28 protein-coding genes and 4 pseudogenes are annotated in these 25,663 nt (G+C 43.8%); 12 read left to right on the top strand and 20 right to left on the bottom strand.

Annotated features, from left to right (window positions below):
* Positions 1–310: 310 nt before the first annotated feature.
* Together ACBP55_RS05035 and ACBP55_RS05030 are read right to left on the bottom strand one after the other, a co-directional pair.
* Positions 311–973, bottom strand: coding sequence for an NAD(P)H-dependent oxidoreductase (locus ACBP55_RS05035; RefSeq protein ID WP_464650198.1), 663 nt, complete (start codon positions 971–973; stop codon positions 311–313).
* Positions 974–990: 17 nt separating this feature from the next.
* Positions 991–1,212: a hypothetical protein gene (locus ACBP55_RS05030; protein WP_464650196.1), complete on the bottom strand. Its 222-nt coding sequence runs from the start codon at positions 1,210–1,212 to the stop codon at positions 991–993.
* Positions 1,213–1,850: 638 nt separating this feature from the next.
* Between ACBP55_RS05030 and ACBP55_RS05025 the strand changes: the two genes are divergently transcribed.
* Positions 1,851–2,453: a peroxiredoxin-like family protein gene (locus ACBP55_RS05025; RefSeq protein ID WP_464650194.1), complete on the top strand. Its 603-nt coding sequence runs from the start codon at positions 1,851–1,853 to the stop codon at positions 2,451–2,453.
* 120 nt (positions 2,454–2,573) lie between these two features.
* Positions 2,574–3,260, top strand: a complete 687-nt coding sequence (locus ACBP55_RS05020) for a Crp/Fnr family transcriptional regulator (RefSeq protein WP_464650192.1) — start codon at positions 2,574–2,576, stop codon at positions 3,258–3,260.
* A 743-nt stretch (positions 3,261–4,003) separates the two neighbouring features.
* Here the strand turns inward: ACBP55_RS05020 and trxA are convergent.
* A complete protein-coding gene (gene trxA, locus ACBP55_RS05015) occupies positions 4,004–4,315 on the bottom strand; it encodes a thioredoxin (RefSeq protein WP_464650190.1) in 312 nt (103 codons plus the stop codon).
* Between the two features lie 49 nt (positions 4,316–4,364).
* Complete coding sequence (gene trxB / locus ACBP55_RS05010; RefSeq protein WP_464650188.1) at positions 4,365–5,291, bottom strand: thioredoxin-disulfide reductase; 927 nt, start codon at positions 5,289–5,291, stop codon at positions 4,365–4,367.
* Between the two features lie 623 nt (positions 5,292–5,914).
* Here trxB (ACBP55_RS05010) and ACBP55_RS05005 point away from each other — a divergent pair.
* The gene (locus tag ACBP55_RS05005; RefSeq protein ID WP_464650186.1) at positions 5,915–6,727 is read left to right on the top strand and encodes a LysR family transcriptional regulator; all 813 of its coding nucleotides are present in this window, start codon (positions 5,915–5,917) and stop codon (positions 6,725–6,727) included.
* A gap of 351 nt (positions 6,728–7,078) precedes the next feature.
* Here the strand turns inward: ACBP55_RS05005 and ACBP55_RS05000 are convergent, their stop codons facing one another.
* The 6 genes and pseudogenes from ACBP55_RS05000 to ACBP55_RS04975 all read right to left on the bottom strand — a co-directional run bounded on the left by ACBP55_RS05000 (position 7,079) and on the right by ACBP55_RS04975 (position 10,687).
* Complete coding sequence (locus ACBP55_RS05000) at positions 7,079–7,399, bottom strand: thioredoxin family protein (protein ID WP_464650184.1); 321 nt, start codon at positions 7,397–7,399, stop codon at positions 7,079–7,081.
* 76 nt (positions 7,400–7,475) lie between these two features.
* Positions 7,476–8,417 (bottom strand): annotated as a pseudogene (gene trxB, locus ACBP55_RS04995) (thioredoxin-disulfide reductase).
* Between the two features lie 233 nt (positions 8,418–8,650).
* Positions 8,651–8,731: a hypothetical protein gene (locus ACBP55_RS04990; protein ID WP_464653231.1), complete on the bottom strand. Its 81-nt coding sequence runs from the start codon at positions 8,729–8,731 to the stop codon at positions 8,651–8,653.
* Positions 8,732–8,734: 3 nt separating this feature from the next.
* The gene (locus ACBP55_RS04985) at positions 8,735–9,970 is read right to left on the bottom strand and encodes an MFS transporter (protein ID WP_464650182.1); all 1,236 of its coding nucleotides are present in this window, start codon (positions 9,968–9,970) and stop codon (positions 8,735–8,737) included.
* Between the two features lie 124 nt (positions 9,971–10,094).
* Complete coding sequence (locus tag ACBP55_RS04980) at positions 10,095–10,445, bottom strand: hypothetical protein (RefSeq protein ID WP_464650180.1); 351 nt, start codon at positions 10,443–10,445, stop codon at positions 10,095–10,097.
* A complete protein-coding gene (locus tag ACBP55_RS04975; RefSeq protein WP_464650178.1) occupies positions 10,424–10,687 on the bottom strand; it encodes a hypothetical protein in 264 nt (87 codons plus the stop codon). Before ACBP55_RS04975 ends, ACBP55_RS04980 begins: the two co-directional genes overlap by 22 nt.
* Before the next feature lie 281 nt (positions 10,688–10,968).
* Between ACBP55_RS04975 and ACBP55_RS04970 the strand changes: the two genes are divergently transcribed.
* The 3 genes and pseudogenes from ACBP55_RS04970 (at position 10,969) to ACBP55_RS04960 (ending at position 13,994) form a co-directional block, all read left to right on the top strand.
* The gene (locus ACBP55_RS04970) at positions 10,969–12,495 is read left to right on the top strand and encodes a redoxin domain-containing protein (protein ID WP_464650176.1); all 1,527 of its coding nucleotides are present in this window, start codon (positions 10,969–10,971) and stop codon (positions 12,493–12,495) included.
* 60 nt (positions 12,496–12,555) lie between these two features.
* Positions 12,556–13,257: a Crp/Fnr family transcriptional regulator gene (locus ACBP55_RS04965; RefSeq protein ID WP_464650174.1), complete on the top strand. Its 702-nt coding sequence runs from the start codon at positions 12,556–12,558 to the stop codon at positions 13,255–13,257.
* A 352-nt stretch (positions 13,258–13,609) separates the two neighbouring features.
* A pseudogene (locus tag ACBP55_RS04960) lies at positions 13,610–13,994 on the top strand (MmcQ/YjbR family DNA-binding protein).
* On the opposite strand, the gene ACBP55_RS04955 reads toward ACBP55_RS04960, so the two are convergent.
* The 5 genes and pseudogenes from ACBP55_RS04955 to ACBP55_RS04935 form a co-directional block, all read right to left on the bottom strand.
* The gene (locus tag ACBP55_RS04955; protein ID WP_464653587.1) at positions 13,895–14,125 is read right to left on the bottom strand and encodes a hypothetical protein; all 231 of its coding nucleotides are present in this window, start codon (positions 14,123–14,125) and stop codon (positions 13,895–13,897) included. The pseudogene ACBP55_RS04960 and the gene ACBP55_RS04955 overlap by 100 nt on opposite strands.
* A 158-nt stretch (positions 14,126–14,283) precedes the next feature.
* Positions 14,284–15,311: pseudogene (locus tag ACBP55_RS04950) on the bottom strand (GerAB/ArcD/ProY family transporter).
* A gap of 108 nt (positions 15,312–15,419) precedes the next feature.
* A complete protein-coding gene (locus ACBP55_RS04945) occupies positions 15,420–16,511 on the bottom strand; it encodes a Ger(x)C family spore germination protein (protein WP_464650173.1) in 1,092 nt (363 codons plus the stop codon).
* 20 nt (positions 16,512–16,531) lie between these two features.
* Positions 16,532–18,013, bottom strand: a complete 1,482-nt coding sequence (locus ACBP55_RS04940; protein ID WP_464650171.1) for a spore germination protein — start codon at positions 18,011–18,013, stop codon at positions 16,532–16,534.
* A 400-nt stretch (positions 18,014–18,413) separates the two neighbouring features.
* Entirely contained in the window at positions 18,414–18,644 is a 231-nt protein-coding gene (locus tag ACBP55_RS04935) for an ArsR/SmtB family transcription factor (protein WP_464653230.1), read from the bottom strand.
* 281 nt (positions 18,645–18,925) lie between these two features.
* Between ACBP55_RS04935 and ACBP55_RS04930 the strand changes: the two genes are divergently transcribed.
* From ACBP55_RS04930 to ACBP55_RS04915, 4 genes are all read left to right on the top strand, one after another.
* Complete coding sequence (locus ACBP55_RS04930; protein WP_464650169.1) at positions 18,926–19,216, top strand: alcohol dehydrogenase catalytic domain-containing protein; 291 nt, start codon at positions 18,926–18,928, stop codon at positions 19,214–19,216.
* A 248-nt stretch (positions 19,217–19,464) separates the two neighbouring features.
* The gene (locus ACBP55_RS04925; RefSeq protein WP_464653229.1) at positions 19,465–20,064 is read left to right on the top strand and encodes a nitroreductase family protein; all 600 of its coding nucleotides are present in this window, start codon (positions 19,465–19,467) and stop codon (positions 20,062–20,064) included.
* A 321-nt stretch (positions 20,065–20,385) separates the two neighbouring features.
* The gene (locus tag ACBP55_RS04920; RefSeq protein ID WP_464650168.1) at positions 20,386–21,318 is read left to right on the top strand and encodes a DMT family transporter; all 933 of its coding nucleotides are present in this window, start codon (positions 20,386–20,388) and stop codon (positions 21,316–21,318) included.
* Positions 21,319–21,556: 238 nt separating this feature from the next.
* Positions 21,557–22,207: an FMN-dependent NADH-azoreductase gene (locus ACBP55_RS04915; RefSeq protein ID WP_464650167.1), complete on the top strand. Its 651-nt coding sequence runs from the start codon at positions 21,557–21,559 to the stop codon at positions 22,205–22,207.
* Between the two features lie 113 nt (positions 22,208–22,320).
* Here ACBP55_RS04915 and ACBP55_RS04910 read toward each other — a convergent pair.
* Positions 22,321–22,827, bottom strand: a pseudogene (locus ACBP55_RS04910) (group II intron maturase-specific domain-containing protein); the annotation flags it as partial.
* Between the two features lie 37 nt (positions 22,828–22,864).
* Here ACBP55_RS04910 and ACBP55_RS04905 point away from each other — a divergent pair.
* Positions 22,865–23,044, top strand: coding sequence for a helix-turn-helix domain-containing protein (locus tag ACBP55_RS04905; protein ID WP_464653228.1), 180 nt, complete (start codon positions 22,865–22,867; stop codon positions 23,042–23,044).
* 55 nt (positions 23,045–23,099) lie between these two features.
* Here ACBP55_RS04905 and ACBP55_RS04900 read toward each other — a convergent pair whose 3' ends face one another.
* Positions 23,100–23,273, bottom strand: a complete 174-nt coding sequence (locus tag ACBP55_RS04900; RefSeq protein ID WP_464650166.1) for a hypothetical protein — start codon at positions 23,271–23,273, stop codon at positions 23,100–23,102.
* A 48-nt stretch (positions 23,274–23,321) separates the two neighbouring features.
* Here ACBP55_RS04900 and ACBP55_RS04895 point away from each other — a divergent pair, with 48 nt between their 5' ends.
* On the top strand, positions 23,322–23,738 hold the full coding sequence (locus ACBP55_RS04895; protein WP_464650164.1) for a hypothetical protein: 417 nt from the start codon (positions 23,322–23,324) through the stop codon (positions 23,736–23,738).
* A 270-nt stretch (positions 23,739–24,008) separates the two neighbouring features.
* On the opposite strand, the gene ACBP55_RS04890 is transcribed toward ACBP55_RS04895, so the two are convergent.
* Genes ACBP55_RS04890 through ACBP55_RS04880 form a run of 3 tightly spaced genes read right to left on the bottom strand, consistent with a single transcriptional unit; the run spans position 24,009 to position 25,544 of the window.
* The gene (locus ACBP55_RS04890; RefSeq protein ID WP_464650162.1) at positions 24,009–24,707 is read right to left on the bottom strand and encodes a Crp/Fnr family transcriptional regulator; all 699 of its coding nucleotides are present in this window, start codon (positions 24,705–24,707) and stop codon (positions 24,009–24,011) included.
* Positions 24,700–24,936, bottom strand: a complete 237-nt coding sequence (locus ACBP55_RS04885) for a glutaredoxin family protein (RefSeq protein WP_464650160.1) — start codon at positions 24,934–24,936, stop codon at positions 24,700–24,702. Before ACBP55_RS04885 ends, ACBP55_RS04890 begins: the two co-directional genes overlap by 8 nt.
* A gap of 56 nt (positions 24,937–24,992) precedes the next feature.
* On the bottom strand, positions 24,993–25,544 hold the full coding sequence (locus ACBP55_RS04880; RefSeq protein ID WP_464650158.1) for a TetR/AcrR family transcriptional regulator: 552 nt from the start codon (positions 25,542–25,544) through the stop codon (positions 24,993–24,995).
* Positions 25,545–25,663: the final 119 nt, after the last annotated feature.

Genomic DNA, 25,663 nt, shown 5'->3' with positions numbered 1-25,663 from the left:
GAAAACGCTTCGATGACGAGTCGCGTTTATTATGTCAGAAACGCCTTAACAGAGGTTCAAAAAATGTGATGAATATTGAAGTGATTGTTAACTCGTTTTTATCATGAAGAGACCATTTGCCTCCACCGTTTCCACGATGCTGTAAATGATCGCTCTTGCCTTGGCTCCGCGCGGCGTGTTGCTAAACTTTCTTCCAATCACAGTCGACTTAATCAAGCGTTCGCTTCGATTATTTCTAACGTTGTGCATGAAAAAAAGCGGAGCAAGGATTCATCTCCCCTACGCCGCTACACATGCCACCATATTATATTTATTTGACCCACTTCACAACATCATCAAACGGTCTACGTGTTTTCGGTCCCGGCTCTTTTTTGCGATAACCGAAGGCAATCATGACCGAGATGGTAAAGTGTCCGTCTTCCAGCAGCCCTTCCTCGTCTAACAGCTGGTTCATTTTCTCAATGTCAAAGCCTTCGATCGGACATGAGTCAATGCCGATTTGCGCCGCAGCCGTCATCATGTTCGCAAGCGGTATATACGTCTGCTTGACGGCCCAATCGGTAAGAAAGCGTTCATGATCCAGGAGCTTGAAATCATGTCTCTGGAACTCTTCAAGTATTTCAAGCCGCCTTGTTAGGTATTCCTTCGGAACGTCTCTGACCTGCTGCTCTTTCAAGTAGGCGGAGTCATATCTTATATCCAGTGGGGTCCGGGCCAGAATAATGACGAAATGACTGGCCTCCGGCAGTTTGCTGGCCGCTCCATACGAAGAGTTTTTTATTTTGTTCCGAAGCTGTTCGTTTTGAACAACAACAAATCTCCACGGCTCAGTGCTAAACGAGCTGGGCGAGAGCCGACCCGTTTCCAAAATAAATTCAAAGTCGTCGTCGGAGATAGTTTTGCTAGGATCGAATTCTTTGGTTGCATGCCGAAAACGATGAACTTCCAAAATTTCTTCCTTGGTCATTGTCATGATATATTCTCTCCTTCTTAACTTACTTTAATATAGAACCCCCGTTGCCATGTAGATCTTAACGCCTCGACGGCTTCACAGAGCAACTGCGGATCAAAGTCCTCCTCTAGCGTGATGCGGGCGTACCAACATGAATGAAGCGAAGCGTAGGTGCGGGTAGGAACGGATTCAGCTGCGGACACACACTCTGGTCTGCAACGTTTGCATGTACGATACCAATAATCTTTTGCTTCCTCCAAACGATAAAATATTCGGACATTTTTTTACGGCGTTCTCAATCAAATTCTGCAGTATACGCTTCAAGTGTCTCGTGGGCATAAGAACCCCTAGGGATCGTTCCGGAGCAAGCACCCGAAGCTGTAGCAACTTGGGTTCAACTGCGGCGAAAATCGCGGAAGCAGCTCGATCAGACATGTCAGTTCTTATCGTACGGCAAGATAATTATACATGTGATCATCCAATATAAAGCTTCGCTTCTTCAGACTTGTTCTTATCATAATCGATTATTCTACTCACAAATGAATGATGCAAAAAACGTTACAGCTTTTTTAGCTTTCGCTAAATTTCCTCCGGGCTTTGACGCTTGATTATAATTCTCAAAAAAATCGGAGTTATGTAATATAGTTTACAATTCTCCATTTTTATTTTTGAAATTGTGTAAAACGGCAGAACTATGTAAAGTAGATTACTGACACCGATTCGGCCGGCATGTTAATCTGCAAGAATCAGGCAGCATGCATCGGTACGTATTGATCATAACTACATAACCAATTGACATCTGTAAACTATATTACAGAACCATTATTTTATAATTGCTACATTGTTACGATGAAAGACTAAAAAGAGGTGTGAAACCAACATTGAAGAAGGATTGGAATTGGAAGTTCAGGCCATAAACTCAAACAATTCGTATGCATCTGCCGTTTTTGGAAAATTCTTAGAAGACTTTCGAAACAAAGGTGCAGGCAAGGGACTAAACATCTGTAATGTGTCACCGGATTTCACATTGGAAAACGCGACTGGAAAATGGATCACGTTATCAGAGGAATTGATTAAAGGTCCTATCATTTTCATTTTCCACAGAGGAGAATGGTGTCCATTTTGTAATTTGCAATTAAAAGCCTATGAACGCATCATGACTGATATTAAGTCAGCGGGTGCCCAACTTATAACTATCAGTCCTCAGACGCCAGATAATTCTTTATCGCTAAAAGAAAAGCAAGGACTGAGTTATATTGTGGTAAGTGATCGCCAAAATAAAGTGGCTGAAATGTATAACTTGAAATATACACTCCCCGATTTCATGCAAGGCATTTTAAGCATGTTACCGAATATAAATGGAGATGATTCGTTTGAACTACCTGTCCCTGCGACTTATGTCATCGATCAGAACAGCCGAATCAATGCCTGCGTTTCAGATATTAATCACAGAAAGAGAATGGAGCCGTCAGAAGTTTTGGAAATCGTGACGTCTCTATAATTGAGAATCCTAGGATGCATTGGCATCATGAGTTTAGAGCATGATGAATGGACAAAGACTTCTATAAGATTGAGATACCTATTTCCTGAAATGGAGGATTGTTACATGGAGGAATGCCAAATGAATAAATTATGGTATTTATCTCAAATCAGCATTTTTGAAGAAATGACCAGTGAAGAAATGAAGGAAATTGATTTACTAAATACCATTCGCCATTTCCATTGGGTACCGAAAGACACATTGGTTCAAACACCTGATACTATTCTCGAAAGTCTTTCTTTCGTCAAAGAAGGCAAGCTTAAAGTATACAAATTAAATGACAGTGGGAAACAGTTCACTCTAGGTATATTGACTCATGGGAACATGTTTGGGGAAATCAATTCCTTCTCGTTTGGTACTAAAGATGTTTACATTGAAGCCATAGAACCAACACTGGTTTGCTCAATATCCGAAGCGCAATTCGACCGACTTATGATAAGCAGACCGAGGCTGGCGTTGAAATTTCTAAAAGCGGTCAGTGAACGGTTGAAGGAAAGAGAAGAACAGTTAGAACAAATTGCATTTAACGGTCTCCGCGAACGGGTGATTCATCTGTTGACGATGCTTAGTTCAAAATTTGGTATCATCGTAGATGGTTATGCTTTAATCGATCTCCCTCTTACGCACCAAGAGATAGCCAACATGCTTGGTGTAACTCGGGAAGCCGTCAGTGGAGTCATGAGTGGGCTTGTGAAGGATGGAGTTATCAAAACGTCTCGTAAGTCTGTTCAGGTAGATGCCGCGATGCTGATACCCGGCGATACCTGAACCAGCATCTCTTGCACGGCATTCACCCAGCCCAGACTTGCATCGAGTTGAACCGGCACAGTCGGCATGTTCATTGACACGCTCATTCCCCGCCAATCATTGTGTAGTGTGAAGAAATTGGGCAGCAGGCTTGATCTTGATAAGAAAAATGACACCATATTGATGTCTAAATCTGATCTTTTATCGATATTTGCCTGTAAATCAATTTTGAATCCTTCAATATCTAACGCACCTCAATTGTAAGTTGGTGATTCAACAGACTACGGCATCCAATCGTGAGTCGGCTGCCGTCATGTCATGATTGAACTCGGTTTGCAATAGGTAAGCATTTGATGTCATCTCCAGCTTTTCCCCTGCTCCACACCGGACGTGCCAGTTTCCCAGCATCCGTCGTTCCCTCTAACTGAATTTACTAAATCATAAGTTGCCGATGATGCTCTTCAGGTTTGATACGGACAACAATCAATAATTGTGAAATGACTGCTGTCCGGTCATCCCTGCTTCCAGATAGATTGAAAATTCACGAAGGAAAGGTAGTAAACAAATCTCTTAATTCATGAACAATAACTTCCTGATATTCGTTGCTAGCATGATAGAGCTCGCCGATCTCCCGATATATTTGGTTCGATTTCTCCTTATAATCGGCTTTCTGTTTATCTGGATTGTTCTTTTTAAACCGATCCATCACGGCCTGAATATAGGCTGGACGCGCTCCCCATCTGCCTAGAACATCTTGTTCAGACTCAGGCCTGCTCGATAGCCGCCTTCAATCGATCTTTCGGTTGCACCCCGACGAGTTGGTTCACGACTTGCCCGTCTTTGAATATTAACAGGGTGGGGATACTCATGACGTTGTATTTGGCCGCGGATTCCGGATTATCGTCCACGTTGATTTTTACGATTTTGGCTTTATCGCCGATCTCGGCGGACAGTTCGTCCAGTACCGGAGCGATTATTTTACAAGGTCCGCACCAAGGCGCCCAGAAATCGACGAGCACAGTGCCCGCTGCGGTCTCATTTTGGAAAGTAGCATCTGTTATCGGTTGAACTGACATGGCATATGCCTCCCTTAGGAATGATTGGTTGATTCGTTATGCGAAAATATTAAGCGTGCTGCTCGGACAAGAACCGTTCCGCATCCAGCGCGGCCATACAGCCGGTGCCTGCCGACGTAATGGCTTGGCGGTAAATGCGGTCCTGCACGTCGCCGCAGGCGAAAACGTCAGGTATAGCGGTTTGGGATGTGCCCGGAATGACTTGCAGGTAACCGAGCTCATCGGTTGGCAGCTGCCCGCCCAAGAAGCCCGTATTCGGCGTGTGGCCGATCGCCAGGAAAATCCCGTCGGCTTCCAGCAGCTCCTCTTCGCCTGTTTCGTTGTTACGAACTTTCAGTCCGCTTACGCCCATCGGCCCCGCCGTTACTTCGAGCGGTGTCCGGTTCAGGCTCCAAGCGATCTTCTCGTTACCGCGCGCGTGATCCTGCATGATCTTGGAAGCCTTCAGTTCATTGCGGCGATGCACGACGCGAACTTCGGACGCGAACCGGGTCAGGAATTGTGCCTCCTCCATCGCGGTATCTCCGCCGCCAATCACGATGATTCTCTTGTTGCGGAAGAAGAAGCCGTCGCAGGTCGCACAGGTGCTGACACCTCTGCCGATATTCTCGGTTTCGCCGGGGATGCCCAGCTTCTTGGCCGATGCGCCTGTCGAAATAATCAACGAATCAGCCGTCAATTGACCGCCGTCCTCCAAGAACAGCGTGAACGGCCGCTTGGACATGTCCACTTTCGTCACCCGTCCCGGCTGAATCGTAGCGCCGAAGCGCAGCGCTTGCTTGCGCATGTTATCCATCAGTTCGGGACCCAAAATCCCGTCCGGGAACCCCGGGAAGTTATCGACCTCGGTTGTTGTCGTCAATTGGCCGCCGGGTTGAATTCCTTCAATAACAAGTGGAGCAACATTCGCTCTTGCCAGATAGATCGCCGCCGTTAGACCAGGACCTGTACCAATAATAATCGTTTTATAATGCATAGAAAGGCCTCCTCTTCTGTTTTCATCCATATCGCGGAGCATTTAAATTGTTTACAAATAAATATGAAGCAAAATTTACTTTGTCTGCAACTATATTGTATACAAATTAAATAGTTGCAATTGTGTGCGTCGTTGTCTAGACTTTCCCTCACTTCCACAACTCACCTGCATGTTCATCAAACATTCGTCCTATATTAATTATCCACCGCCTTCTACCATGTGAGAAACAGCCGCCTGGACGGCGGTAAAGACTGCACGCAATTTATGGAGACATTGTAGTCAAATTCCTCAATAGTGAATTGATCATAAGGTTTAAATCGAAGAGGTAGCGGCATTGTTAATGAGAATATCAATGCCTCCGAAAGCGGTGATCGTGTCTGTTACGGCACTTTTAATTGCATTCACGTCACTGCTTAGATCCACCAGTGACCGGGTACTATTTTTCCAGATAAGGCTAATTAACTCATTTTCGAGCATCTCCTCTAATACAAATTTCGTTCATTCCTATTTTAATTTACCACCCAATTCTTTTATTATCTGTAACCCAGATTACAATTGGCCAACAAAATCGCGGCTATTCAAAACTTACTGTCAAATATCCTTAGGAGCATACCAACTTTGATATGAATAGAGACCTAATGCAATTAATTGTTAAGATTTCCGATACGAGAAACTTCACAAAAGCAGGAAAAGAACTCTATATGACGCAGCCTGCGGTCAGCCGTGAGGTGGCAGCACTTGAAGCTGATTTGGGGGTAAAGCTTATTGCCCGCGATCGTCGTTATGGCGTTTATTTCACGGATATCGGGGAACGTATTTTGGGAATTTTCAAAGAGATTTGGACCTACTTTGAGAGAATTGATCAAGAGATTACTCGCGAAAAAGGACTTGATACGGGCATTGTGAGGATCGGCGCTTTTCCTTTAGCCTCCTCCTACTTCATTCCCAAAATTATAAGCAGTATAGCTGAGAAGTATCCGAAAATTGAATTCACACTTCATGAGGGAACCATTACTGAAATAAAGGAACGGCTTGAATCCAGGGAGGTTGATGTTGGACTTATCGTTCCTTCCGGCCATCACGATGAACTCATAACATTCCCTTTGTACCGTGAAGAAATATACACGGTATTTAAGGAGAATGATCCTCTTGCCGCGAAGTCCGTTATTAAGGCGGTCGATCTCATGGATCAACCCTTGATTATTTGCAATGCCGGCTGTAAACCTCCCATAATGGATTGGTTTGAGCAATCCGGAAAACAACCTCAAATAAAATATGTACTCAATAATTACATGACAACATTAAATATGGTCCAGGAAGGATTAGGTATTGGAATCATGTCTGAACTGGCTACAATAAATCTTCCTACTAACGTATCTTACGTAAGTTGTGCCCGAAGTGTCATCGTGAAATTAATCTTGCCGTATCCTCATTAAAGGATTCTTCGATCGCTGTGCAGCTGTTTATTAGAACGGCGCTTCAACTATTCCAAAGTCGCTCAGGCTCTAAGGTGAATCTTCAATGACTTTAATACCAGAATGCGGAACCCAATATCTGCTTTCTGGTACGACTTCCTAAAAAATAAAACATGAATTCATGAAGCATTCTTCTTATTACACATAGCCATAGCTTCCCTTATCGTCACAAAAAATAAAGCTTAGGCCAAGAGAATCTGGCCATAAGCTTTTAGGTGATAATGGGAGTCGAATATGGATATTTTCGCAGAATATTGATTCGTCCGTTGTATCTGTGTTACGAACTGCTCATACTCAATTATGACAGCTTTATTACACGAATACAGATTCCAGATATCCCCTCACTTGAACAGGTGTCTTTGCATACTTACTGTGCAAATGTCCCAATTTCACTCCGTTTTTATAAATGAGTAAACTTGGAATTCCCATAACCTCGTTTTCTTCCGCAACCGTCTGGAATTGTTCCACATCGATTGCATAGAAATCCTTATCTCTATTTTCCGCTACTATATCACCAATAAACCGGTCCATGTTTTTGCAATCGGGACACCAGGTTGCGTCGAACTTAACTATCGTATATTGATCCCGATTAACCAAATCGCGAAAACGTTCTGCCGATTGCAGTCTTTCCATTATTAGTCGCTCCTTATAAAGTGATTTCATATTACACATTTAATTATTCCATAGAGTATCAATACATAATACTCGCCTAATTCCTAATTAACTTATCGGATGTTTCTTCCAAAAATCGTTCGCAATCCATCGCAGCAATTGCACCGCTGCCGGCCGAAGTAATCGCTTGCCGGTAATGAGGATCCTGTACGTCACCGCAAGCGAATACGCCTGGAATACTGGTTTCCGATGTTCTGGGCTTTACAATCAAATATCCTTGTCTATCGGTCAGAAGTTGTCCGTCAAGAAACTCGGTATTCGGATGATGGCCAATCGCTACGAAAATTCCATCCACTTCGAAGATTTCTTCGTCGCCGGTTTGATTATCGCGCACCTTAAGTCCAGACACTCCCTTCTCGCCCGGGATAACCTCGAGAGGTGTCCGATCTAAACTCCATTCGATTTTTTCATTGTGTCGTGCCCGGTCCTGCATGATTTGAGAAGCTTTCAGTTGGTTTCTTCTGTGCACGACACGGACTTCTTTGGCGAACCTCGTCAAGAAATGCGCTTCTTCCATCGCGGAATCGCCTCCGCCTACAACGATTACCTTTTTGCCTCGAAAGAAAAAGCCGTCGCATGTAGCACAAGTGCTCACGCCTCTTCCGATATAATTATGCTCGTACGGTATGTGAAGTAAATTCGCGGTAGCCCCTGTCGAGAGGATGACGCTCTCGGAGATAAGCGTCTCACCGCTTTCCAAGAACAAACGAAACGGACGGCTCTGTAGATCGACTCGGCTCACCCGCCCGGATTTAAACTTGGCTCCGAATCGCTACGCTTGTTTTCGCATATTATCCATCAGATCCGTTCCCAAAATCCCTTCTGGAAAGCCGGGGAAGTTTTCAACTTCTGTTGTCGTGGTCAGTTGTCCGCCGGGTTGGGTACCTTCGATAACAAGAGGCTCCAGATTCGCCCTTGCCAGGTAGATCGCTGCGGTTAAACCAGCTGGTCCAGTACCGATTACAATTGTTTTGTACATGATAAGCAACTCCATATTTAGATTATATAAAATAATATTGCAAACAATTTAATGGGGTAAAGATGTACAAGTAGCGTTAATTTCGAGCTTGAGAACAATACACCTTTATTTACCGCTAACACGAATAACATTGTCCGATAAATGATTGATGGTTTCGTTCAATGTCCTCAGTTCATCTGTCGACATGCCGCTGGCTGAGAGTAGTGATAAGGGAATACATAACGCCTTTCCCTTCAATGCTGTACCTGTGTTGTAAGCTTGATCATAACTACTCTTTCATCTTCCTTCGAACGTTCCCGACGAATTAGCCTCATACGTCAGGATGGCAAGGCCTGCGAACCCACCTTGGATGTAAGACCTTCCGCCTGAGCTTGCGTTCCGTTTCTGGTGGAATAGTACCGAGCAAACCTTACGGAATAACCCAATATGTAGAGAACCACCAGGGAAGCGAGAACATTCAGGACGATCAGAGACACGTACAAGTCAAATAAGTAGCTTAGGAGACCGACTCCCACGATGGGAACAATAAATCCGATGTAACCCGCAAAGTAATAAGTCGTTATCACCTTCGGCCGCTCCGATGCATTCGGAAGCTCGCCCGCCAGTCGCAAGCTAATCTGGAACGTCCAACCGCTGCCCAGCGCCTGAACGAGCACCCCGATCCACATTAGGCTTATGCTTCCCGACGTCCCGGAGAGAACGACAAGCCAGGCTCCGCAAGCCAATAAAGCGATACCGATCCGAAGGCGTACGACCGGCTGTTTGAACCAAGGCAGCATTTGCATCATCGTGCCGCCCCCCATAAGTAGTAGAATCAGGAGACCGGACACGGCAAGGTTGGAAGTGTGAATCACGTTTTTCACGAACGAAGGAATCAAGGAGAGAACGGTTCCGTTCAAGGTAAAAAGCGTGAAAACGGGTAGCGCACTAAACGACCAGAAATGAGGCTTAATGTCGTTAGACACCCCGAGCGAGATCGATGTCGCTCGACGGCGTTCCTTCCGAGCTTGAAAATCCTCGTCCTGCAACGTTTCCAGACTGACCCAAGCGCTCAGCAACAGAACGGTCAAAAGCCAAAACGGTGCGCGCAGCGGCATCAGATGCAGATACTCGATGATCAAACCGGCCAAGGCAGGTCCTAGACCGAAACCAACGGAAACGGCCATACCCGATAACAGAATCGCCTTGCCCGCTTTCTCTTTGGACGTATGCTTCAACAAGAACGCGACTGCGGTGCCCGTAAAGCTTCCATAAGCGATTCCTTCCAGCATTCTCGCCCCGTAAACGAGCCAGGCCTGATGGCTTGCCATAAAGAGAAGCGTGGCCAGGATCGACAACAGGATGCTGATGCGAAGAACCCGCTTCAGCCCCCAACCGCTTCCTCTGGAGCCGATAATGAGCAAAGTGGGCAGCAGGAAGATCGCATACATAGCGAATAAAATGGTGATTTGCAGACTGCTTAATCGGTACTGCTCCTGATACAACGGAAATAAAGGCGCCGTAAAGGAAGTTCCGGTGGACATCATGAAGATGACCCATAACATTTTTTTCATAGAGAACGACCTCTCTTTAATTGGATGATGATTTTATTGCTTTCTTTTTACTGAGGACCGGATGGCATTCGCCATACCAGTCCTCTATCATTACTTTGCCCAATAAGGGGCAATCTCTCCGGAGTCAATCACGCCCATTACGCGGTCGATAGCCGCCTGCATCTGCCTCATTAATCCGCTTCAGCCACTCGCTCCGCCCAGGCATTGACCTCTTCAAGCCGTATACGCTGCTTGAGAGCCAACACAGGAATCTATGTCCGTCTGCAATAGCCATCCACCCATAAATCGTTGTTTGCGAATAATTGATGTACGCAACCGGACTTCCTGACAATCTGCGAAGCAGCGTCAATTGGCCGATATGGCTGGTCGCGTCCGCTAACGGTCCATGAACAAGCTTTTCGACAATGCTTTGCTCCGGTATAAATTGCAAGATGGCTTGATCCAATTGTTCGACTATTTTATAAAATCGCTCCACTTCTTCCTACCAACCTTTAGATTCACTTTCGCGAGCTCTTCAAATAAAATTACATCCCGGCCTAGTGCGTTTGTTAATTTAAAATCCACCGCCTTTTCGCCTGGTTGCTTCCCGGAAGCGATCCCTGATTTCTGAAGTTCCTCAATCATTTGACCGATCCTGATCTGCGCTTCAATCGGTGAATTGGCCTTAAACTGCTGAGTGGCCGTTTCCAGCTGTTCGGTTAAATTTTGGTTGCTCATCGTTCTGAAACCTCCAATATCGAATGGATAGCTTGATTATAAATTCAAATTAAAGCGGAGTTCAGTGAAGTAGATTACAGTTCTCCATCATAGTTTGAAATACGAAATACGAAAGAACAATGTAAAGTAGATTACTGACACCGATTCGGCCGGCATGTTAATCTGCAAGAATCAGGGAGCCTGCCATGAACAATGGGTTATCAATTAACCGCATCTTTTTCCTGGCGGGAGAAAATTCTCTAATTAAAAAATAAGAATGCAAACGTGAAAGGAGAATATGGATGAAGATACTCGTTTTAGGAGGAACAGCGTTTTTCGGTCGCCGGTTAGTCCATTTATTACTCGGGGACCGCCACGATGTGACCATTGCAACAAGAGGTCAGACACCGGATGATTTTGGCGACGCCGTGACCCGAATAAAGGTGGACCGGACGAATCAAGATGCCATGATGGAAGCGTTCGGGAATTGTTATTATGATGTCGTCTACGATCAAATCTGCTTTAATCCTCAAGATGCCAAAATTGCCCTGGAAGTGTTTGGAAACCGCGTTAAGCGGTATGTATTAACCTCAAGTATGGCGGTTTATAACAGTAAAGATACCGAAATTACCGAAGACGATTTCATGCCGGAACAATACAGCTATGATTTAGACGCTCAGAAATATGATTATGCCGAAGGAAAACGTCAAGCCGAAGCCTATTTCTTCCGGAATGCGGTATTTCCCGTCGTTGCGGTTCGCGTAGCCATGGTCATATCGGGAACCGACGATTATACAGGCCGTTTTGATTACTATGTGAGGCATGTTGCTGAACATAAATCGATTGGCGTGTTGGAATCCGAGCAACCTATTACTTATGTGACAGCGTGGGATGCGGCCGAATTTCTTAATTTTATCGGAGCCAAATCTGATTTTGTCGGACCAATCAATGCAGCGAATAGCGGTTACTTAAGCATCCAAGAAGTCTGTTATGAGATAGGGGATTACTTGAATACGACCCCGCTGTTTCATGTAGGCCGACATGAAGAACAAACTTTATCCCCCTACGCCATGTTTCCTTATACTTGGAAGATATTGAATGCCAGAGCATCATCTTTAGGATTTGAATTTCCGCCAATCCAAAAATCGCTTTCGCTTATGGTCCAGGACAGTATTTCTAGATGGGAAAGAAGCTTAAAAGATGAATTTGATGCACTCCAGGCTCAAAACCGTAATATGTCGCCAGATGCCGCGGCGACATTTGCCAGATTGATTCAAGACCTTCGAGATCAAGGTGCAGGCAAAGGACTGAATATCGGAGATAAGGCTCCCGATTTTACCCTGGAAGATGCTACGGGCAAACCCGTCACATTATCTGAAGAACTAGCCAAGGGCCCCGTCATCATTGTGTTCTATCGGGGTGAATGGTGTCCGTACTGCAATTTGCAATTGAAGGCCTATGAGCGCATCATGAATGAGATTAAAGCTGCCGGTGCTCAATTGATTGCCATTAGCCCGCAAACACCGGATCATTCTCTTTCCATGAAAGAAAGACATGAACTGAGCTTCTTCGTCCTTAGCGATTCGAACAACAAAACTGCGGAAAACTACAATCTTAAATATAAGCTGCCTGACTTTATGCAAGCCATTCAGAAAAGATCTGGTATTGAGCTACATCAATATAACGGTGACCATACTTTTGAGCTTCCTGTCACAGCCACATATATTATCGATAAAAAAGGAACCGTCATAGCAGGTGCTTCAGATTTAAACCATAGAACGCGGATGGAACCGTCCGAAGCCTTAAAAATAGTCCGTTCGTTGCAATAATGTTATTGCAACGAACGCCAATGACTTTGCCACCATTATTTTGGAGGACCGATATATCCGATGAACAAGCTTTGGTATTTATCGCAAATAAGTATTTTTGAAGAAATGTCACGAGAAGAAATTAGAGAGATCGATCAGCTAGATACTATCCATCATTTCAATTGGATCACAAAAAACACATTGGTCCAAACCCCGGAGTCCACGCGCGAGGGACTCTATTTCGTCAAGGAGGGCAAGCTTAGACTCTATAAACTGAACGACAGCGGAAAACAGTTCACGCTTGGCATTCTTACAAGAGGAAATATATTCGGAGAGTTAAATTCATTCTCGTTCGGAACCAGGGGGGTTTATATTGAAACGATGGAATCGTCGCTTCTTTGCACCATGTCCGAGCCTCAGTTCGAACGGCTGATGATCAATCGGCCTCAGCTCGCGCTCAAATTTCTTAAAACACTCAGTGACCGGTTAAAGGAACGGGAGGATCAATTGGAACAGCTTGCGCTTCATGGTCTTAGAAAACGCGTGCTCCATCTCCTTTCCACACTGAGCGCCAAATTCGGCGTCATTCAAGACGGATATGCCCTGATCGATCTGCCACTTTCCCATCAAGAGATTGCCAATATGCTCGGTGCTAGCCGCGAAGCGGTCAGTAGCGTGATGAGCGAGCTTGCCAAGGAGGGCGTCGTTAAGACATCACGCCTGTCTGTTCAACTTGCTGTTACAATACTTGAAGAAAATATTCCTCGAAACTCTACACATTGATATGCAAAGATCACCGGAGTTCCGGTGGTCTTTGCTGGATCATCGATATGGGACCGGACGGAGGCAGCAAGGGTCGACAGGTGGTGTTCGAGGGGCACGCCTTCGCAGATCATCCATGTGGAGCAGTCGATCACGGGAAGGTTCTTGGCATAATGCATCCAATCACTTTGATAAAAGGTAAAACTCAACCAGGTCTGCCGGCAGAATCGGGCAGCTTTTCGCTTAATTAACGGATTCTATTTGAAGATTGCGAACGTTCGTTTTAGAATGTAATGAAACTGAAGATGCTTGCCGACGGTTTAGACAAACGGCGTGGACTATACGATGTCATTTACGAAGGAGGTGAGCTGGTTTGAAAAATAATTTCATCGAATACTGTCTAAACAAAAAAGGAGCGATTAAGGATTATCCCTTGGGAACCGATCCACTCGCGATAAAAATTGCAGGTAAAATATTCGCTCTTTTTTATGAGGAAAAAGGGTACTTGAACCTAAAATGCGACCCGGTGGTTGCGGAAAACTTGAGAGAGCAGCATGAAGACGTTCGACCGGGGTATCATCTGAACAAACAGCACTGGAATACGATTATTCTCGGGTTCTTTGCCAGAGTCGGAAATCTTTGCAATGATTGACCACTCTTACGATTTGGTTGTTAAAAGCCTTCCTAAGAGCACCCTTCTCCCATTCGGTAACTCCACTTCAAGCAGCCCTTCCTCACCTCGAGCGGTGAATACCTGACGCCAACGCAACAGACTCTTCTTTGGTTTGTCATGTCCAATGGCATCTAGATGAAAGCCTGCCTCCAAGAAGATCTCCATCAGCGGTTGACCAGTGAGATACGCCCGTACTGCAGCGACTTTAAAAGCCACACAAATGACCCGCAAGAGGGGCACTTTTTTCAAAGTGTCCATCTTACGGGTACAGTTCAAAGGATGATCAGCAGCCTTGCCCCGTTTGTGACTATTTACTAAATAACCTGGCTGCATTATAATCCATTCGTTTGCGAGTGGTATCAGCTGTGCTACTACTACCCTTTATTCCAATTTTTCCTTACCTGCGTGACTACGTACATAATCGGGATATATCCATAAATAAAATAAAGTCCGACGTCTGAATAAAACTCGGAAATCCATCGAAATATGCTACGGTCCTTCAAAAAATACTCTAATATCAGAATTCCGACCAGAAGAGCAAGCAAGCTCGCACGCGGTTTGATCTGAAAAACGTTTTTCATTCCACGGCATGCCGCCCATAAGCTTAAAGATATGCCTGCTATTATTTTTATCAACCATATTGAAATGGCCAGATATTCTATTCTCTGGAACACAGGTCCCTCAATAATCTTGAGCATATTAAGCGTCGGCCAAAAGATTTCGCGCAGTTGCCCTTCACTAAAATACATAAACGTTATGATTATTATCATCAAATACAGTAATGTAACAAAAAAAACCGTCAAATGTGCCCATTTTTGAGATTTTTCCGTGATTTAATGAATGGGTAAAAGAGCAGAAGAGCTTCAAATCCCATGAATTGATATAGCATGCTTTTAGAAGAGAGTAGTATGTCGGTTATTGAATGGTTAAAAAGAGGCATCAAGTTTAACGGATCTGTATACGGCAAAACTAACAAATTCTCTGGAAAAATGAAAATAAATGAAATTAGTAATCCCAAAAAACTTAGTCCGGTAACGGACCGAAACCCGCCGGATACGGTATAGTATATAAACAACACCAAAATGGTGCTTATGGGTAAAATTTTTATTGAGGGAAACACCCAGACTTGAATAACTTCAATATAGCCTTTGAATTCAATAAAAGCTCCAAAAAAAAAATAAAGAACGATTGCGAAATTGATTATGTTCCCTGCAATTTTCCCGAAACATGTAGTATTGATTGTAGTTACATCTAGACCTTCTTGATTAGAACGTAAAATTCTATATATCATCCATAAGATTAAATGAATGCTAAACCCTACTAAAACAACAGAAATGTAAGCATTATATCCTGCATGTTCGGCAACTTCTCGTTGGAAATTCAGAACTCCGACCCCGACCATACTGACATACATAAGAGGTACAATTAAGAAGGGAGATATTAAGTATTTTTCGTCAACGGGATTTTTCATATACAAAACACCTCACTAAACTGTACTTCCAGACACCGTTCAACTACTGCCAGTATTGGCAATTTTAACCTGTACACTTACTGTTGTTTTTATTACTTGATAAATTTTTTCAAAATCTTGGGCACTCCATTCCTTAGACCGACTTCTTACTAAGTTGCCCAAGCCGACTGGATCAACCTTATTTTCCTTCAATAGTGACAGGAATTTTTCAATTTCTTTTTTAAAATAAGAACCCATCGTTTTTTCAAGCTGTGTAAGCTGCTCTTCTGATCTCAAATCCACCCAATCCGGGACATTCTGAAGTTCCGTCACCAATTTCAACCGAATTGAAATAGAAGGGATTGGATTAACTTTGTTCACAATATAGTTTGCCTTTGAATGCATGCTTCTCAATAAAATAAAATCTTCATCACCCTGTTTGTTTGATGCCTTTCCTGCAACTGGAACCTTGTAGTTTCCATTCTTCGAATTCTGAATAAGCATTTTTAATAAGAAAGCGTCCTTCATGCTAATTTCGGTTATCTCTTTATCACTTCTAAATAAAGCCAGACCATCGATTATTACTTCTCCGTTGTCTATTTTAAAATACGGTAAAAACATGTCTCGTCCTTCACCATAATAATTAAGCGAGGATACATGAAGGTTCATCAACGGTAAATTTCCGTTTCTCATGTTTTGCTCAATCATATCCGATAAAAAAAAAGGTTCATGGTTTTTTTTGGTGATTTCCAACAGTTCCGAAGCGTCCCGATCTACGACTCCAAGCTGAAGCCGCGATGAAATTTTAGGATCGCGGAGAAAATGATGGATTATAGTCCCAGTCCCTTTTTCTGCACGCGTTTTTCCGAATAACACCATCCTTAGCTGTCCCCTTTCAAGGGGATCATTTGTCCGCGTATTTAGTAGTGGCAGAGCGCCAATATTAGAGTTGGATTCCGTATGTAAAACTTCTAGTTCTGTTCTTCCCTTTTCTTTAAAGTGAGAAATTAGAACAGCGCTTTTTATGCCATTCGCAACGGTATCAAAGCTAATTGTATGGACAAGACAAATCTTATTCACAATTTTGGGATCGACACAAGCCGATAAAACAGTAAACAAAATGATAACCAGAAAAATTTTCCTCCTATACATAATGGCCTTCTTTCCATAATTTATTCTTCATCTAATTCATTTTTCTGTTTAACTGGTTTAGGCGAATACTTAACTGAAGATTTTGGTCTTAAATGTTGAGGTCTTTTATTCAGAATTTGAAAAGATGAACGTATAAAACTGTCTTTAAAAGACATAATCCTAAAAGGAAAAATCGGAACAGCGTAAGGAGAGCCTAATGATTTTATACGAGTAATATGGATGAACAGAAAACCCACCCCGATAAATAAGCCAATTTCCCCCCATATCGCTGACAGAATGATGAAAGGAAAGCGTAAAAATCGTATCGTATTTGACATCTTATATATCGGTGTCGTAAATGAGGCTAAAGCCGATAGCGCGACAAGAATTAGTAAAATATTACTTGTTAAAGCTGCAGCGACCGCAGCTTGACCGATAACAATTCCTCCGACAATACCTAAGGTTTGTCCAATTTTTGTTGGTAATCTGGCCCCTGCTTCCCGAAGAAATTCAATTGTTATTTCTAAAAAAAGCACTTCAAAGAAGGGAGGAAATGGAACGTTTTGTCTGGAAAAAATAAGGGGACTAAGCAAATCTTTTGGAATGACTTCATAATGATATGTGGTTATCGCAACATACATTGACGTGGTAAACAGCGAAAAAATGACACCAAAGATTCGAATCAATCGAAAAAAAGAACCTAATATCCATGGCAAATAATAATCTTCCGCGGAAATAAAAAAATCAAACAATGTAGAGGGTCCCGTAATAATATAAGGTGATCCGTCGCTAATGACCGCGACTTGCCCGCTAATAAGTGAATACACCACTCGGTCCCTGCGTTCCGTGGATACAAACAATGGAAATGGTGTCAAAGAATTGTCTGACATCATTTGGTCCAGTAAGGACGAATCAAACACGAAATCGATATCAATATCAGTAAGCCTTTGCTCAACAGTTTGAATATACTGTTCATTTGTCAACCCATCGATATAAATTATTGCGACTTTTGTTTTTGAAGTTGTACCAACGATGATTTCTTTTATAATCAAGTTTGGGATATTGATTTGTGTTCTTAGCAAACCGATGTTTGTATCCAGGTCCTCTACGAAACCGACTTTAGGGCCGACGACGCTAAACTCGTTTTCTGTATCATTGTTTTCTCGTAATCCATGATTGTCGGCTAAATTAACCAATGCACACTTTTGATCGTTTTCATGAAGTTGAACGATCGCATAACCTTTCAGCAGTTTGAATTGAATATTTGTTAAATCGTCGGTAATCTCTATATCATTAATGGGAATCCAGTCCTTAATCTCCTCAATTTCCTTGATTTCGGAATCCAATGAGCGATTTTGCAACACAAGAATCAAATGTTGCTGCATCCACTTCGCATCGATTAAGGTACTATAATAGAAAATACTCACTTCTTGTTTACCAAGTAAAATCACTGTTTTCTTAAAGTCACTCGATTGTCCGGATAATTTTAATAATTGATCGAGGTTTTTAAATTCTGTTTTCATTGCGAATAAATCCTTTCTAGATAAAGTATCCAAAATGTTCTTTATAGGGACATGCTATTTTATGGAAAAAACTCTTTTTTTATACAAGGAGTGGAATCACAAAAAATTTCGACTGATCAAGGTCGGCGAGCATTGATCTGTACGTCGTTCAGTCAGGCCGTTGGATGGGTACTGGCGGCGGCTACGGAAAAAAGCGTAGCAATAAGTCGTAGAAGTCGGTCAAATTTTCGTTCTTTGCTTTCTGTTGACCATGTCGCCAGTTTGCTTTGCATTTCACTGATTATCAAAGGTCTTCACCTCACTATGGTCAGTTAATGAGCCAAGCAAACCACCTAAATTGTCTCCCTTCGCCGTGTGACCGGCTTTCCCGCCCTCGGACTACTACGGAGACTCCGTCATTCTACATGTCCAACTTTTCAAACTTGCGGCTCCACATCAATCGATACCTTCTGGTCCACTCTTCCACTTCGGAAATCACCACCGGATTTAGTCGATAGATGCGCTGCTTCGCCTGCTTCTCCATCGTGACGACGTTCGCCTCGAGCAGCACCTTGAGATGCTGCGACACCGCAGGAGCGCTGATCTGAAAATGTCCGTAAATTTCCGTAGCGTGAGTTGCCAATAACTCGATGATCCGGCGCCGTCGTGCAGCCCTTGACAGCGAAAAACCATGTGACGTATTGTTTTAATCGCTCCTGTTCCCTAATTAAATTAAAACTAAGTTTCACTTGCACACTAAGATCAATTCAAGTATGTAATTTACTTCACATAACTTTTTTTTTGTAATGGTTATAATAAATTTATGTCCCGTGAACACAGGAACATGGAAGATTGAAAATCGAAAAATATGGTAAGGAGAGGCATCATGGAAACCTTGGAGGAACAGGCGAAGACTATACAGGGAGTGTCCAAATGAAAGCGATTGTGGTGACGGACGAGGCCGCGGGAACTGCCGGGATGAAGCTGGTGGAGCGACCGAAACCGGACGTGGCGAGACTCGCCAGCCTTTCGGGCGCGAGCTACGGCGATGTCGTTGTTCAGGTTCATGCATCGGGATTCACCTGGGATGAGCTGACGTGGCCCTCGACCTGGACCGATCACCTCGGGCGGGACCGAACGCCGTCGATCCCCGGCCACGAGGTGGCCGGAGTGGTCACCGCCCTCAGAGGCACAAGGAAATGTGCTTCCATGTTCGCAGGGTAGTTGTCATTTGCGAGCCTGGTTCGGCGAGCAGTTTCGTTTCGTTCAATTTGGTAATTGTTCTTCGTTCCCTTCATTTGATTTGAGGTTCAGCTTCTTCATGCGCTTCTGGTACAAAATGTCCAACTTTTCAAACTTGCGACTTCACATCAATCGATACTTTCTGGTTCCACTCTTCCACTTCGGAAATCGCCACCGGATTCAGTCGATGAAAATCGAAAAATATGGTAAGGAGATGTATCATGGAAACCTTGGAGAAAGATTTATTCACTGCACTACGCGAACGGCGCTCCATTTATGGAATTAGCAAAGAATCACCAATTTCGGATCAAAGTATCCAAGAAATAATCGAGGAAACCGTTAAACATACACCATCGGCGTTTAACAATCAAACTACCCGCGTTGTTCTGCTCTTGGGTGAACAACATAACAAGTTATGGGATATTACGACCGAAATTCTCAAAGCAGACATTCCTGCCGAACAATTTTCTTCTACTCAGGAAAAAATGAACGGATTTCGGAACGGATACGGTACAGTGCTTTTCTTTGAAGATCAGTCAATTATTGATAGTTTTATGAAACAATATCCATCTTATCAAGAACACTTCCCGATTTGGTCACAGCAAACAAATGGAATGCACCAATTGGTGATCTGGATGGCGCTGGAGGCTGAAGGGCTGGGTGTAAACCTACAGCATTACAATCCATTGATTGATGAACGGGTAAAAGCAGAATGGAAGTTGCCGGAAAGCTGGAAACTGATTGCCCAAATGCCGTTCGGTAAACCGTCTGCCGCAGCAGGTGAAAAGAAATTTAATCCGGTACAAGAACGTATAAAAGTTTTTAAATAAACTTAACCTTGAGGCTGTCTCAATGACGGTCTCTTTCTTTAATAACATGATATCCCATTTTATATAAATAAGGATATCCGCGCTAGCTCGGCCAATTCCCGAAAATAGACATGATGAAGCTGTGAACGTCAATTCGTCAATAAGCGTTATATTGAGTGTACTGATATTCTTCACTTATAGTTCGAAGTAAATAGTGCAGAGTCATTGTTCGTTCGGGACTCCAGATTCTGATGGGCAATAGCGATAGCCCATTGATTCGTGTACGTTCCACTTCTCGAAGGCAAGTTAATCTGCAAAACAAAAAAAGTGAAGGTGAAAAATATGGTGAAATATAAGGCATGGACATTTCTGATCGGGGCTAATCTGTTTTGGGCCGGTAATATCATTTTTGGAAAATTGATTGTAGCTGAATTACCTGCTGAATGGACAGTCTTTCTAAGGTGGGTCGTCGCACTGATTCTTCTTATTCCCATTGCCCAATTTATTGAGAAGCCTTCATGGAATCAAATATGGAGGAATAACTGGGTGTTGATCATTTTGCTAGCTACTTTATCCATTGTGCTCTACACTTATCTCTCGTATGCTTCATTGCAGTTCACATCTGCGACGAACAGCGCTCTATTTACTACCCTTGCGCCTGGCTTGATTATGCTCTTTTCGTTGATTTTCCTGAGAGAAAAAGTAAGTGCCTTTCAGTTCATTGGATTAATCACCTCGTTTATTGGTGTTCTGATTGTGTTGACGAAAGGCAACCTGCTGCAGTTGTTTCATACTCAGTATAACGAGGGCGATGCGATCATGCTATTGGCCGTCTTATGTTGGACTGCTTATTCATTGCTTTTAAAAAAAGCAAAAGGTATTCCGCCTGTGACATTGGTTGCGATGATTGCGCTGGTCGGTGCTATTCTGATGATTCCTTTTTTATTTTTCCAGCCGATTCACTCCGACAAAATCACTTCTTTGGGGATCGTAGGGGTTATATACATGGGAGTGTTCCCGTCAGTCGGTTCGTTTATCTTTTGGAATCAAGGAGTTAAGATACTAGGTGCGAGCAAGGCCGGCATAACGATGAATCTGATTCCTGTCTTTACAGCAATTATTTCAGTTATCTTGGGGCATGCTTTGGAGATGTCGCAGATGCTCGGGGGACTCATGACGATTGCCGGTATGTTATTGATTGCAATAAAACGGAAACAGGTATCACAGATTAGCGCTCCCGTAGCTCAACAGCTAGGCCTAAAGGAAACAATTTAAAATCCGTGACCATCTTCAATTCCGGTTTGCAACAGTCTGGCTCTATCTGCCCTATTACAGTAACTTTGAACACTTTGTTTGGCCGTTGATCCAAACCTTAATCAGGTTTTCTAATGAAAGCCGTAACTTAATTGAAGGTTTGCATTCTAAGACTTGGTACATGCATTGCAGTATATTGGAGTTGAAATTTATCGGCGAATAATCATGTCGCCATTTAAACAAATTTAGGAGTGGAAAAATGGAAAAATTACTTGTTATCAATGCGCATGCCAATGTTGATGCCCCTGATTCAGTTAGTCTTGAAGTCGGCAAATATTTTATTGAGAACTACCGCAAGATGAATCCGAACGAATTGATTGAGCAAATTGATCTTTATGGTGAAGAAATTCCGGAAATAAACAGCACCGTTCTGAGCGCTTGGGAGAAATTTGAATCGGGTGGAGAGTTGACGAACGAAGAGAACCGCGTTACCAGCAAAATGAACGAAATTTTGCACCAATTCAAGAGCGCGAAAAAATACGTGATCATCATGCCGCTTCACAACTTCAATATTCCCTCCCGGCTTAAGGATTACATGGATAACATCATGATTGCCCGTGAAACCTTCAAATATACAAAAAATGGAAACGGAGTAGGTTTACTAACTGACGGACGTAGTCTACTCGTGATTCAAGGAAGTGGCGCTATCTACACGAATAACGATTGGTATACAGATAACGAATTCTCACACAAGTACCTCAAATCTATGTTTAACTTCCTCGGCATAGAGGATTACCAAATTATCCGAGCTCAAGGTACAAGCAAGCTTGACAAAGCGGACGTGTTGGATAAAGCAAAAAATGAGGCTCATGAAGCGGCAGCGCGTCTGGCAAAGAAAGTAACTGTCTAGCCGTGTCTAATGCCATTTGTGACCATCGCTATAGTCGAAGATAATCGAGTAGGAGGGAGAGATTAACTCCCGACCTCTCACACCACCGTATATACCGTTCGGTATACGGCGGTTCACGAAATATTCCGTAAGAATTTGTATCTATCTGATAAATTCTTCAATCCATTGGTTTTCCAGTATTGGTTATCCAGTGATCTGTGAAGAATTGGACTACAAGCTACACGCCAATATCCCTTTCGGGTATTTCCCCATTCGAAGGCTTTATCTTTAGGAACTCCTAAAGATAGAAGCCTTTTTACTTTGGTTTTAGGTTTCTTCCATTGTTTCCAGAGACACATTCGCAGACGTCTCCGTATCCACTCGTCTAGTCCTTGAAAGATGGATGGTGTATCCGCTAAAGCAAAGTAACCACACCATCCAGTCAGGTATTGATTCAGTTCTTTAATTCGTTGCTCCAACGAAAGTGGTCTTTTCCGCGAGGTAATCTCCCGATTTTTCGTTTTCATTTTCTGCGAAGCAATTCGAATCTTAGGGTCATTGTTCCATGTAAAGCTGCAACGTTTTTTGGTCGTCGGTTGGTATGGTCTTAGAAAACGCGTTCTCCATCTCCTTTCCACACTGAGCGACAAATTCGGCGTCATTTAAAACGGATATGCTCTGATCGACCTGCCTCTTTCCCATCAAGAGATTGCCAATATGCTCGGTGCTAACCGCGAAGCGGTCAGTGGCGTGATAAGCGAGCTTGCCAAGGAAGGCGTCGTTAAGACATCACGCCTGTCTGTTCAACTTGCTGTTACAATACTTGAAGAAAATATTCCTCGAAACTCTACACATTGATATGCAAAGACCACCGGATTTCCGGTGGTCTTTGCTTTTACTTTAAGGATATATGTTAAATGCGAACCGGAGCGGCAGCCAGTCGTACAGGAAGCGGCGGCTGAATGCCGGAAGCAGCTCCGGCGGTACCCCGAGCAACGGTGTCTCGAAGAAGAAGACCAGCACGAAGAGCAGCATGCCCGCGACGCCCAGCCAGTCTGACGACGGTCGTCTGGACCAGGAAGAACACGAAACAGACGAACAATAAGTACCAGCCGATGGCCTCGTAGTCGGGAATATGCAGGCCGAACATTTGGCCGGCGATCCAGAGAATGCTGAGCGCAGCCATGCCCATCAGGATTTAGGATACGCGGATGCCGAAGCGATGCAGGCGGAACCCGTTTGCGGTCGCCCTGTTCGCCGTTACGAAGAGCATCATCGTCGAGACCATCGCGGCGAACCAGGCGAGCTACGTCAGCACGACGGGTGCGTGGAGCCCCAAGCATCTTATCGCTTAATAAATAAGGAATGCTATTATCACAATTTGGACAGGCATCAACCAGTTTTATCTGGTGAATCGGACAGTATTGTAGACGTGCAAGATATGGAACAAATTAGGTGTTCATTCTTCACCTCTGTTCCTGCCTGCCCTGTATACTGCCCAAGCCATCATCTCCTTCGTGTATCTTCTTCTCTCACACTTAGCCAAGGGTGAAATCCTGCGAATTCATGAGACTGAGTGAGAAAACTGAATCATTTCGAGGAAGCGTGATTAAATCCTAGCTTATCACCTTTATTAACTACATAATTGACAACAAAACGATCAAGGGTTAGTGTGCTCCGTGGATCAATAAAAACGCATCAACAGTTTTAAACTGCCCCCGTCAAGTAGACAGTAGAAAAAATAAAATGCGGTTAAACGGCCTTTGTCCTGAATTCCATGGGATTGAGGCCGTTTCGTTTTGCCTGTAATCGCTCGTTATTGTTAAAACTCAGTATGATTCAAGTATGCACTGATTTTTTGTGAATGAACCGAGATCTGCATTCGACCGGTTCGAAGGACGCCTTTTTGGGACAAGTCCTTCAAAATCGTGGTCACCGATTCGCGCGTTACGCCGATCATATTGGCAATTTCTTGGTGGGTCAAAGGAAAATCGATTTTGACGAAGCCGTCGTTTTCCGTGCCGAACTGCTCGGATAATTTAAGCAGCAAATGCAGCACGCGATCTTCGATATTACCGATGGCCAGCTTTTCACATAGCTCCTCTTTCTCCTTCAGCTGATTGCTTAAAACCTTCAGAAATCGCATGGCCAGCTCCGGTCTTTTCAGGAGGAACTTTTCGAAATGCTCGCGCAGAACGGAGCAGATCAAAGTCTCTTCGATCGTTTCGATGTACATGTCGTGCGTTCCGAGCGATAAGGAGTCGATTTCGCCGAACATATTGCCGCTCCCCAGGATCGCAGCCGTAAACTGCTTGCCTTCTGCGTTCACTTTGTACATCCGGAGCTTGCCTGTTTTTACGAAAAACAAGCCGTCGCGATGATATTCAGGAGTTTGGATAAGCGTGCCTTTGGGAACTGCATTAAAATGGGAAATCGGAGCCATCATATCGAGTTCCTTAAAATCCTCCGGAGAGAGAGAGTCAAAAATGCTGATTCTCGATAAATACCAAAGCTTATCCATGCGGTTTCAATGCCTCCTTCAATTTCTGGCGGTCAAACGAATGAAATACGTGCGTACCGGCTACGATGAACGGCGTCGCGATACCGCCGAGACGAAGCATTTCGGCGAAAGCCTCCTTGTCGGTTCCGACACTCTTGTATTGGTAAGGAATTCCTTCCTGTTGAAAGAACTTTATGGCTTCGGCGCATGCGGCGCAATGATCGGCACCATACAATACGACATTCTTCATTTCCATCTCCCCCTTGCTCCCGCTGAGGTCATAAGAACCGGCCAGTCACGGCCGGGCTATTGAATAAGCCGATTGATTTGTTTGAAAAAAACAGGGGATAATTTCCTTCCGAATACCCGCTGATATTGCAAAATTCCTTTACCGCCTGCCAATATCATGATCGCAAGCGGTTCGATTTCCGCTGCAGAGTCGATGCCGCCTTCTTCCTGAATCGCTTTAAGAATTTGGATCAGGATAAAAAGTTCCTTTTCGCTCACTTCTTTTACTTTGTTCTGCAGCGAATCAGGCAGCGATTCGAAATCCGCTTGCAGGGAAGATAGGGGACATATATCCTGCATTCCGAAGCAAGACAACCGATCGGAAAAATAATGCTCCAGCCTCTCTTCTGGCGGTAATGAAGCGATACGAAGCAACAGCTGTTCCAAACGCTCCATCATTCGCTCCAGGATTGCGGCTCCTAAGTCCTCCTTTTTTTCGAAATGGTAATGAATGCTCGCTTTGGTCACGCCAAGCGGCTTCGATAAATCGTCGTAGCTAATGGCAACAAAGCCTTTTTCTTGAATCAGCTTGAACGCCAACGAAATGATTTGATTTTTTCTGCTCTCCATGACTGTATTCTAACTATTTAGTTGGTAAGGAGCACATTTTAAACAACTCCTGCGGTATGATGGCCGAAACGGGAGAGAGTCAAGCGAAAGCGAAAACGGGCTGATCAAGGTGTCTTGAC

The organism is Paenibacillus sp. WG02 (assembly GCF_055396115.1).
This window is presented reverse-complemented; position numbering and strand designations above follow the sequence as displayed.